11 protein-coding genes are annotated in these 9890 nt (G+C 72.3%); 3 read left to right on the top strand and 8 right to left on the bottom strand.

Annotation, left to right across the window (positions count from 1 at the left end):
- The 6 genes from E1289_RS33415 to E1289_RS33440 all read right to left on the bottom strand — a co-directional run.
- Positions 1-529, bottom strand: a 529-nt coding sequence (locus E1289_RS33415; RefSeq protein WP_165970713.1) for an FAD-dependent oxidoreductase, incomplete at its 3' end; no start/stop codon positions are given.
- Positions 526-726 (bottom strand): ferredoxin, encoded by a 201-nt coding sequence (locus E1289_RS33420; protein ID WP_131987455.1) that lies wholly within the window; start codon positions 724-726, stop codon positions 526-528. The genes E1289_RS33415 and E1289_RS33420, both read right to left, overlap by 4 nt.
- 29 nt (positions 727-755) lie before the next feature.
- Complete coding sequence (locus E1289_RS33425; RefSeq protein ID WP_131987457.1) at positions 756-1541, bottom strand: SDR family oxidoreductase; 786 nt, start codon at positions 1539-1541, stop codon at positions 756-758.
- Positions 1538-1924, bottom strand: a complete 387-nt coding sequence (locus E1289_RS33430) for a hypothetical protein (protein WP_207929319.1) — start codon at positions 1922-1924, stop codon at positions 1538-1540. Before E1289_RS33430 ends, E1289_RS33425 begins: the two co-directional genes overlap by 4 nt.
- On the bottom strand, positions 1921-2508 hold the full coding sequence (locus E1289_RS33435) for a 3-phenylpropionate/cinnamic acid dioxygenase subunit beta (RefSeq protein WP_131987459.1): 588 nt from the start codon (positions 2506-2508) through the stop codon (positions 1921-1923). Before E1289_RS33435 ends, E1289_RS33430 begins: the two co-directional genes overlap by 4 nt.
- Positions 2505-3887, bottom strand: a complete 1383-nt coding sequence (locus tag E1289_RS33440) for an aromatic ring-hydroxylating dioxygenase subunit alpha (protein ID WP_243713315.1) — start codon at positions 3885-3887, stop codon at positions 2505-2507. The genes E1289_RS33435 and E1289_RS33440 overlap by 4 nt, the downstream gene beginning before the upstream one ends.
- Positions 3888-3999: 112 nt before the next feature.
- On the opposite strand from E1289_RS33440, the gene E1289_RS33445 reads away from it, so the two are divergent.
- From E1289_RS33445 to E1289_RS33455, 3 genes are all read left to right on the top strand, one after another.
- On the top strand, positions 4000-4647 hold the full coding sequence (locus E1289_RS33445; protein WP_131987461.1) for a carboxymuconolactone decarboxylase family protein: 648 nt from the start codon (positions 4000-4002) through the stop codon (positions 4645-4647).
- Positions 4648-4726: 79 nt separating this feature from the next.
- Positions 4727-5917, top strand: a complete 1191-nt coding sequence (locus tag E1289_RS33450; RefSeq protein WP_131987463.1) for an acyl-CoA dehydrogenase family protein — start codon at positions 4727-4729, stop codon at positions 5915-5917.
- 100 nt (positions 5918-6017) lie between these two features.
- Positions 6018-7673 (top strand): long-chain-fatty-acid--CoA ligase, encoded by a 1656-nt coding sequence (locus E1289_RS33455; RefSeq protein ID WP_131987465.1) that lies wholly within the window; start codon positions 6018-6020, stop codon positions 7671-7673.
- Positions 7674-7747: 74 nt separating this feature from the next.
- On the opposite strand, the gene E1289_RS33460 is transcribed toward E1289_RS33455, so the two are convergent.
- Both E1289_RS33460 and E1289_RS33465 read right to left on the bottom strand, forming a co-directional pair.
- On the bottom strand, positions 7748-9112 hold the full coding sequence (locus tag E1289_RS33460; RefSeq protein ID WP_131987467.1) for a ribonuclease D: 1365 nt from the start codon (positions 9110-9112) through the stop codon (positions 7748-7750).
- A 130-nt stretch (positions 9113-9242) separates the two neighbouring features.
- On the bottom strand, positions 9243-9809 hold the full coding sequence (locus E1289_RS33465) for a DUF3000 domain-containing protein (RefSeq protein WP_131987469.1): 567 nt from the start codon (positions 9807-9809) through the stop codon (positions 9243-9245).
- Between the last annotated feature and the right edge of the window lie 81 nt (positions 9810-9890).

A 9890-nucleotide genomic window follows, 5' to 3' on the forward strand; every position in this document is an offset into this window, starting at 1 on the left:
AGAGGTGTATAAGAGACAGGTTGGGCAGTGGATCCACCAGCGTGACCCGGCATCCCTGCCCGATCGCGGTACTGGCGACCTCCGCCCCGATGAAGCCGGCGCCCACCACCACGAGGTCACCGCCACGGGAGAGGCCGGCATGCAATGCGCGCGCATCGGCGAGCGTTCGCAGCACGTGGACGCCGGGTCCGGTCCAGGGCGCCGGCCTCGCCCGGACCCCGGTGGCGATCACCAGCGCGCCGTAGCCGATCCGGCGTCCGTCGGAGAGGGCGAGGCGGCGGGCCGCGGTGTCCAGACCGGTCGCCTCGACGCCGAGCAGCAGCTCCAGGCCGAGCCGTTCCGCCTCCGGGCGGGTGAGCAGCCGGACGGGTTCCACCGGCCGCCCTTTGGAGAGCGGCGGCTTGTCGTAGGGCTCCTCGGCCTCCCGGTCGATCAGGCGGACGCGCCCGGTGAAGCCGCCGGAACGCAGGGTCCGGGCCAGCGTGACGCCCGCCACCGAGGCGCCGACGATCACCAGGTCGCCGGTCATGCTCCCTCGTCGAGCCGGAGAGCCGCGGCGGGGCAGCCGCGGGCCGCGCGGTCGACGCGCTCCCGGTCGGCCTCGGGGACCTCGGCGGCCAGCAGCACGACGAGGCCGTCGTCATCGATGTCGAAGTAGTCGTCGGCCGCGATGACGCAGCTGGCGTAGCCCTGGCAGGCCGCGGCGTCCGCCTTCAGGATGGGCAACTCGGGACTCCTGGTTCTCGTGTCGTTGGTCAACCCTTGATGCCGGCGCCGCCGTCGCTGTGGAGGACGGTGCCCGTCATCCCGCGGGACATCGGCGATGCCAGGAACAGGTAGCTCCAGGCGTGGTCCTCGCCGGAGAGGGCGAGTCCCAGCGGGACCCGGGAGGCGATGTCGGCGGCACGGTCGGGACCGTCGAGGTGCTGCCGGTCCAGCCCCAGGGCCCGCGCGCCGGCCAGCCGGGTGCCGACGGTGCCTCCGGGGGCGACGCTGTTGACGCGGACCTCGGGGGCGAGGTCGTGCGCCAGCGCGATGCGCAGCCCGCGGACCGCGAACTTGGTGGAGACGTAGAGCGCGCCGCCCCGGCCCGGCCGGTAGGCGGAGGTCGACTCCGTCAGCACGATGTTCCCGCCGCTGCGCCGCAGCTCCGGCAGCGCGGCGCGGACGCCGTGCATGGCCGACCGCACGTTGACCGAGAACATCTCGTCGAACGCGGCGTCGAAGGCGTCCTCGGCGACGGCGTCGAGGGAGCGGTAGAAGTCGAAGATGCCGACGCAGTGGACCAGCGTGTCCAGCCCGGCGTGCAGTTCCCGGCAACGGCTCACGGCGTGGTGGTTGACCGCGGCCTCGCAGGCGTCGCCTTGGACGACGTCGATGCCGGGCAGGGACTCGCGCAGATCCTCGCATTTGGCTTCGTCGCGCTCCACGGCCACCACCGCCGCGCCCTCGGCGACGAACCGTTCCGCCACCGCGCGGCCGATGCCCGATCCGGCGCCGACCACCAGCGCCCGGCGGCCGTCGAGTACGGGGGCGCTCATGGGGCCGCCTGCCCCGTGTCGTCCTGCCCCGTGTCGTCCTGATCGGTGTCGTCCTGATCGGTGTCGTCCTGCCCTGTGTCGTCGTGATCGGGGAACAGGGAGGAGAACGGATGGCCGACCATCGCGGAGAACGTCGCCCGCCCCTGCCAGGTGAGGGCTTCGAGCTCCAGCGGGTCCAAGGTGACCCACTGGCCGGACTTGGTCGCCTCGACCAGCAGGCGCACGCCGTTGCGGGTCTGGACGAGGCTCACCCGGACCTCGGAGAACTCGTTGCCGAGGGTCAGCGGCTCGCCGACCCGCCCCGCCCGCAGAGCCGCCAGCTCCGCCGCGGCCGCCCTGGCACGGTCCCGGTCTTCGCGTTCGCCTTCCCAGTGCGGGCTCACAGGAAGACCGCCAGATTCTGGGTGCGGAGCACCGACTCGTCGACCGCGATGTGGCGGCGGGCGAGCCGCCAGGCGCCGTCGACGTCCCGGAGCACGTCGCTGCGCCCCGCCGAGAGCAGGGACGGCTCGTTGACGTCGCCGCGGCTGCGGAAGAGCAGGACCGCCGACTCCACGAGGATCTCGCCGGGCACGTCCGTGGCGAAGGTGCGCACGTTCGACAGGTGGTGGCGCAGCCGCGAGGGCGGGTCCTCGGTCCAGGCGTGCTCGGTGCGCAGCCGGGCCACCCGGCGTTCCAGGGAGTAGAGGTCCTCGTCGAAGTGCGCCATCCGCCGGGCGGTGTCGTAGCCGGTGCCCAGGGAGGTCGTGACCCGGATCGGCATGAAGTAGTGGACGTCCTCGGTCATCCGGGCCAGCCACTCCTCGAGTTCCTGCCGGTCCAGCAGGTAGGTCTCGTCGACCAGCCACTGGTGGGCGGCCAGGTGCACCGGGTCCGAGAACGGGAGCGGACCGCCCACCGGGGCGGCCGTGGTCGCGTGCGCGCCGAGGGGGCTGTCGGCGGAGGAGATGGGGATGTGCGCGGTCATCGGGCGGCGTCCCGTCCCGGGGTGCCGATGGTGACGCCGGCCGCCTCGGCCGGCCCGGCCTCGATGAGGTCGGCCCAGCGGTTCATCAGATGGCGCTGGTTGTACTCGCCGTACCCGATCCGGGCCTCGCCCGGACCCGCCCACTCGCCGCCGCCCAGGGCCGGGGCGATGGTCGACCCGTCGGGCAGCAGGCCCATGCGGCCGTTGAGGAGGAGCCGCCGGGCCATGCTGCCGCCGGCGGTGGCGGTCAGCGAGACCCAGTTCTCCACGTCGTCCTGCTCGAACATCCCGCTGCTGCCGAAGCACATCAGGTAGGCCTTGTAGGACAGTGCCTTGAACTCTTCCGGCGCCTCCCTGTCGACCAGGAACCAGGAGAGCACCTCGGTCTCGTTCTCACTGATCGGCTGCCACTGGCGCAGCGAGACGAAGGGGAGCACGTCGTCGGAGTCGGCCACCTTGGGCCAGTTGTGGACGAGGCTGAGGTTCGGGAAGACCGACGCCGCCGAGACCATGAAGCCGTCGCGGCCGATCAGGTCGAGCTGCTCGGCCGACCACACCCGCTTCATCCGGTCGATCATCCCGTCGGGGTAGCCGACGTAGCGCAGGCGCTCCTCCAGCGTCCCCGGCGGCAGCTTGTAGGTGGTGCCCCCGCCGCTGGTGGCCCAGTAGGTCGCGCCGTCCTTGCGCTTCTCGGCCTTCGGCTCGCGGAAGAGGCCGATCTCCACGACGCTCGCGTGGGTCTGCGGGGTGTGGTACATGTCCCCGGCGAAGTTCTCCGCGCCGATCTTCCAGTTCGCCTTGACCCGCCACCGCTGGGGGCCGAGCACCTCGACCCCGCTCGGGCTCTGCCGGGTGTAGTAGTCGAGGTAGAACGCGAAGTCGCCGAGGAACTCGCGCAGCGGAGGCGCCTGGGGGTCCAGGGAGACGAAGATCAGGCCGTTGACGGTGTCCATCGCCGGTGCGGGGAGGAGCCGCTGCCCGCGCTTGGCGAAGCCGGTCTCGCCGCCGTACGCCTCCCGGTGGAAGGGCAGGCCCACGATGCGGCCGTCGTTGCGGTAGGACCACCCGTGGTACGGGCAGCGGAAGTGCGAGGCGTTGCCCTGCTCGGCGCGGCACACCTGCATGCCGCGGTGCAGGCACATGTTGAACATGGCGTGCACCGCGCCGTCGCCGGCGCGGCTGACGATGAAGGAGTTCTCCATGACGCGGCGGACCACGTAGTCACCGACCTGGGGGATCTCCGACTCGTGCGCCAGGAAGACCCAGGAGCGTGAGAAGATCGCCTCCCGCTCGGCGGCGAAGATCTCGGAGTCGTTGTAGATGTGCGCCGGCAGCATCCCGTTGCGCACGTGGTCGACTACGTCGGACGGGTCGAACACGGGGACCTCTTTCTTTACGCCAGAAACATATTCTGGTCTTAGGGCTGTCCCGTGTCAAGGAGCGCGTTTCTGATATCAAGAGAAGTCACGTTCCTTGATGCCGGGAGAAGAGATGCCGCGTCTGCGCCAGGTCCGCCGCGCCGAAGTCCAGGACGAGGTCGTCCTCGCCATGTACCAGCGCCTGTTCCCCGACCGCGACCCGGTCGAGGAGCCGGGCACGTCCACGGGTACCCCCGGTGACTGGTGGACGGTCTTCGCGCTGGTGCCCGACGTCTTCCGGCACGCGGTGAGCGGGTTCTCCCTCTACCGGGCCCCGGACCGGCGGCTGGACCCGGTGCTGCGCGAGCTCGGCCAGACCCGGGCCGGCTGGACCCGCGGCAGCCAGTTCGTCTACTCCCAGCACTGCAAGGCCCTGCGGTCGCTCGGCCTGGCCGACGAGAAGATCGAGGCGGTCCGCTCCTGGGAGGTCTCGGAGCTGTTCTCGCCGCTGGAGCGTGCCGTGCTGGCCTACACCGACGCGCTGGTCATGGCGGGCGGGCGCGTGGACGAAGCCGTCTTCGAGGCGCTGCGCGGGGAGCTGTCCGACGAGGAGGTCCTCGAACTGACGTACATCACCTGCCTCTACGACATGCACGCCACGATGACCAGGGCGCTGCGGCTGGAGTTCGACGACCGGGACGACCCGGTCACCGAGGTTGCGGCACCCGGCGACTTCCAGGGCCTCGACCTCGGCGCCGCGATCAGCCACCCGGGAGCATGACCGGCCCGGCGGCGTCCCGTGCCGCGGTGCGCGGCGAGCCCGCCGCGCCGAACCCGCCGTTCCCGAAGGAGACCCGCTGATGGGCCCGCACGTTCCCGAACACCTGCGCCGGCTCAGGGCGCGCGTCCACGACTTCGTCGTCGAGCGGGTCGAGCCGGCCGAGCCCGTGCTGCACCGGGGCGGTGCTGAGGCCGAGGCGCTCCTCGCCCACCTGCGGCGGCAGGCCAAGGACGAGGGACTGTGGGCGCTCGGGCACCCGGCCGAGCTGGGCGGCGGCGGACTGCCCTTCCTGGACTACGTGTTCATCAACGAGGTCCAGGGACGCAGCGAGTTCGGGCAGCTCGCGCTGGGGACCTGGACGCTGCAGGACTCGCTCATGCTGCACGGGCACGCCTCCCCGCAGTGGCGCGAGCGGTACCTGCGGCCCCTGGTCGCCGGCGAGATCTCGCCCAGCTTCGCCATGACCGAGCCCGGCGTCGCGGGCTCGGATCCCACCGGAATCCGGACCACTGCGGTGCTCCAGGACGGCGAATGGCTGATCAACGGGCGCAAGTGGTTCACCACCGGGGCGAAGCAGGCGGCGTACACGACCGTGATGTGCCGCACCGAGACCGACGCGCCCGCGCACTCCGCGTTCAGCATGATCGTGGTCCCCACCGGCACCCCCGGCTACGTGATCGAGCGCGACACTCCGGTGCTGGGGATCGAGCACGGCCACTACGAGGTCGCCTTCGACGACGTCCGCGTCCCCGAGTCCAACCTGCTGGGGGAGCGTGGAAAAGGGTTCCGGATCGCCCAGGAACGCCTGGGACCGGGCCGCATCTTCCACGCGATGCGCTGGCTGGGCCAGGCCCAGCGGGCGTTCGACCTGATGTGCCGCCGGCTGCGGCAGCGGGAGGCGTTCGGGGGTCCGCTGGCGGACAAGCAGCTGATGCAGCAGTTCGTCTTCGACTCCTACACCGAGATCTCCGCGGCCAGGATGCTGACCCTGGCCGCCGCGGAGCAGATCGACCGCGGCGACGAGGCCCGGGTGGAGATCGGCGCCATCAAGGTGGTGGGCGCCAGGATGCTGCACAACGTCGTCGACCGGGCGCTGCAGGTGCACGGCGCGGCGGGCCTCACCGACGATCTGCCGCTGAGCTTCATGTACCGGGCGGCCCGCTTCGCCCGGCTGTACGACGGACCGGACGAGGTGCACGTGCAGAGCGTGGGCCGGCGGGTGCTCTCGCAGTACCGCGACGGAGGCAACTGGGAGTTCGGGCTGCGCTGACCGCCTCGGCGCCGCCGTGGGCGCCCGAGGGCAGCGGACCCCCGCTCTGGACTCCCGCCCAAGTCCCCGACGTGAGTCGGGCAGAAGGAAAGGTGGCACCTTGTCCGAGTTCGTGACCGGTCATCCGTCGACGCACGGGGACGGCTACCAGTTGAACACCACGAACCTGTTTCGCCAGGCGGTGGTGACCCACCCGGAGCAGGAGATCGTTTTCCGGGACGCGGCCGGTGCGTGGCGCAGCACGTCGTACGCGGCGACGTGGCGCCGGGTGGCGCGCACGGCGCACGCGCTGGCCGGCATCGGCGTGGGCCCGGGTGACGTGGTGGGGGTGCTGGACTGGAACCACCTGCGGCACTTCGAGCTGTACTGGGCGATCCCCGGGATCGGCGCCGTGATGCTGCAGATGAACCTGCGGCTGGCCGTCGACGACCTCGCGTACGTGGTGGAGCACGCGGGCGCCACGGTGGTGTGCGTCGACGAGTCGCTGCTGGGCCTGGCCGAGGACCTGGCGGCCCGGTGCCCGCGGGTGCGGCAGTGGGTGGTGATGAGCGACCGGCCGCTGCCGGAGATCGAGACCTCGCTGCCGGACCCCTTGGACCACGAGGCGCTGCTGGCCCGGCAGGACGAGGAGTTCGACTGGCCGGTGATCGACGAGACCTCGGCCTACAGCGCGTGCTACACCACCGGCACCACGGGACGTCCCAAGGGGGTGTTCTACTCCCACCGGGGCATCGTTCTGCACACGATGATGTGGGCGGCGGACCAGGCGGTGGGCGACCACGACAACGTGCTGCTGACGACGCCGATGTTCCACGCCCAGTGCTGGGGCCTGCCGCAGGTGGCGGTCTACGCGCGGGCGCGGGTGGTCCTGCCGGGGCGCTACTCCGCCGAGGAGATCGGGGTGCTGGCCCGGGCGATGGTGGACTACGAGGTCACGGTCACCAACGGCGCACCGGCGATCTTCGCGCCGATGCTGGAGTACCTGCGCTCGCTGCCCGAGCCGCCGGACCTGTCCCGGGCGCGGATGATCTCCGGGTCCACCGAGCCGCCGCTGAGCCTGATCAGGGGCTTCCACGACCTGACCGGTGCCTCGATCATCCACGGATACGGCGCCACCGAGACCGCGCCGCTGGTCACGTCCAACCGGCCCAAGCCCTCGCTGGAGAAGCGGCTGAGCGAGGAGGAGCGCTGGGACCTCAAACGGTCCCAGGGGCTGCCGGTGGCGGGGGTGGACGTCCGGCTGCTGGGCGCCGGCGGCTCGTTCCTGCCCCACGACGGGAAGTCGGCGGGGGAGATCTGCGTCCGCGGCCCGTGGATCACCGAGGGCTACTGGAAGTCCGACGACGCGGACCGGTTCCACCGCGGCTACTGGCGCAGCGGTGACATGGGGGTGATCACCCCCGACGGGTACCTGAAGATCACCGACCGGCTCAAGGACGTGATCAAGTCCGGCGGGGAGTGGATCTCATCCATCGACCTGGAGAACGCCCTCATGGGTCACCCCACGGTCCGCCAGGCCGCGGTGGTGGGCGCGCCGCACCCCCGGTGGCAGGAACGCCCCGTGGCCCTGGTCGTGCCCGAACCCGGCCATGACGTCGACCCCGACCAGCTCAGAACCCACCTGTCCGGCACGTTCGCCAAGTGGCAACTGCCCGACGAGATCCTCGTCGTCACCGAACTGCCCACCACCAGTGTCGGCAAGCTCGACAAGAAGGTGCTGCGCGAGGAGTACGCCGACTTCTACAGCGGGCGCTGACACGCGGCCGCCGCTCGCCGGACCACGCACCCGCCCCGGGCGCCGTGGTCCCGCGGAGTACACCGTCCAGGGGCTCAGAGATCTCCTTTGCACTCCAGGCGGAGGAACGCCTTGGCGATGGGCTGGGCGGTGAGCTCGATCTGCCAGCGCCGGGCGCCGAGGCCGCGCAGCGCGGCGGCCACCGCCGAGACCGACGGCTCCGCCGGCGGCGTCCAGGCCAGCCGGCGGACGGTGTCGGGCTGGACGAGGTTCTCCGACGGCATCGAATGCTCGTCGGCGAGCGCGGCGACGACGGCGCGGGCGGCGGTGAGGCGCTTGGCGGCCTCGGGGTCGCGGTCCGCCCAGCGGTGCGCGGGCGGCGGGCCGTCGCCGGGGACGTTGGCCTCGGGCAGCCTGCGCTCGGACAGGTCGCGGGCGCGGGCGACGGCGCGCAGCCACGCCGACTGGTGGCGGCGGGCACCGCGTCCCCGCATCGTGGGCAGCGCCTGCAGTTCGGCGGGCGTCTTCGGGGACTTCTGCGCCAGCTCTATGATCGCGGCGTCCTGCAGGACCCGGCCGGGGGACAGGTCCCGTTCGCGGGCGATCCTGTCGCGGGCCTCCCACACCTCCCGGACGGTGGCGAGCGCCCGCCGGTTGCGGATGCGGTGGATGCCGGACGTGCGGCGCCACGGGTCGGCGCGCGGCGGCTTCGGCGGGGTCGCCAGGATCGAGGCGAACTCCTCCAGCGCCCAGTCCAGCTTGCCCGCGGACTCCAGCTCCTCCTGCAGCGAGTCGCGCAGCTCGACCAGCAGCTCGACGTCCAGCGCGGCGTAGCGCAGCCAGTCCTCCGGGAGGGGGCGCGTCGACCAGTCGGCCGCCGAATGCCCCTTCTCCAGCACGAAGCCCAGCACGTTCTCCACCATGGAGCCGAGCCCGACGCGCGCGTACCCGAGCAGCCGCCCGGCCAGCTCGGTGTCGAACAGCCGCCGCGGGACGAGCCCCACCTCGGCCAGGCACGGCAGGTCCTGGTTGGCGGCGTGCAGCACCATCTCGGTCTCGGCGAGCGCACTGTCCAGGGCGGACAGGTCGGGGCAGGCGATCGGGTCGATCAGCGCGGTGCCGGCACCGGCGCGGCGCATCTGGACCAGGTAGGCGCGCTGCCCGTAGCGGTAGCCGGAGGCCCGCTCGGCGTCGACCGCGACCGGGCCGCTGCCCGCGGCGAACGCCGCGATGACGCGTTCCAGCCCGGCGGCGTCGGTGACCACGGAGGGGACGCCCTCGCGCGGCTCCAGCAGCGGAACGGCCGGGGGACCGGCGCCGGCCTCCCGGTCCGCGGGGCCGGGCTCCGCCGCGGCCTGCGCTGGAACGGTCCCGGGCCGCCCTGCGGCGGCCCCTCTCTCCGCACCGGTGTCCCGCTGGGACCCGGTGGCGCGCGTATCGGACACTCCTGCTGAACCCATCTCATCCTCGGGTTGGCGCACCGACCGGGGTCGCGGGGACACGGGCCGGCGGGAAAGGCGCACTTCCTTCGTGTCCTCCCCCGCCGCCCCGGTTTCGGACGCCGTGCTCACGTCCCCTACCGTACGTCGCTCAGCCGCCCGCGCCGCCCGGTCCGTTCGGAAGCGCGGCGACTCCGGACGGCGGCAGGCCCGCCGTCGTGCACATCACCTCGCACCAGGCTGCCACGTGACCGGCGAGGTCGTCGCCGGTCGGGGACCACGAGGCGCGCAGTTCCAGCTCGGTCGTGGACGGCTCGTCGCGTTTGTCGCCGAAGCTCTCCGACACCGCGCGGGTGATCGTCCCGGACACGCCCGCGTAGCCGGCCGGCTCCAGCGCCTCCAGCAGCCAGTCCCACGCGACCGAGCCGATCAGCTCGTCGGCCGCGATGTCGGGCTCCAGGTCGGCGCGGATGTAGGCGACGACGCGGAAGCCGTTCGTCCAGCCGCCGCGGCCGTCCGGGTCGTACAGGACGATGAGGCGGCCCGTGGCGACCTCGGTGTCGTCGTCGCGGTAGACGCTGCCGGACATGGCCGCCGCGTACGGGGCCAGGCTCTGCGGCGCGGGCATGTCCTCGAGGTCGAGCTCCGGCCGGACGCCGGGACCGTCGAGGATCTCGCGCAGCGTGTCGAGGGCCCGCTGGAAGGCAGGTGGGTTCATGGGTGGACCGGCCTCGGTGCGGGGGAGTGACTCGGGTCGGGGACGCCGGTGCGGGGTGCTGTCTCTAATACCCATCGGTGT

It is taken from the genome of Actinomadura sp. 6K520 (assembly GCF_004349245.1).
Classification (GTDB): domain Bacteria; phylum Actinomycetota; class Actinomycetes; order Streptosporangiales; family Streptosporangiaceae; genus Spirillospora.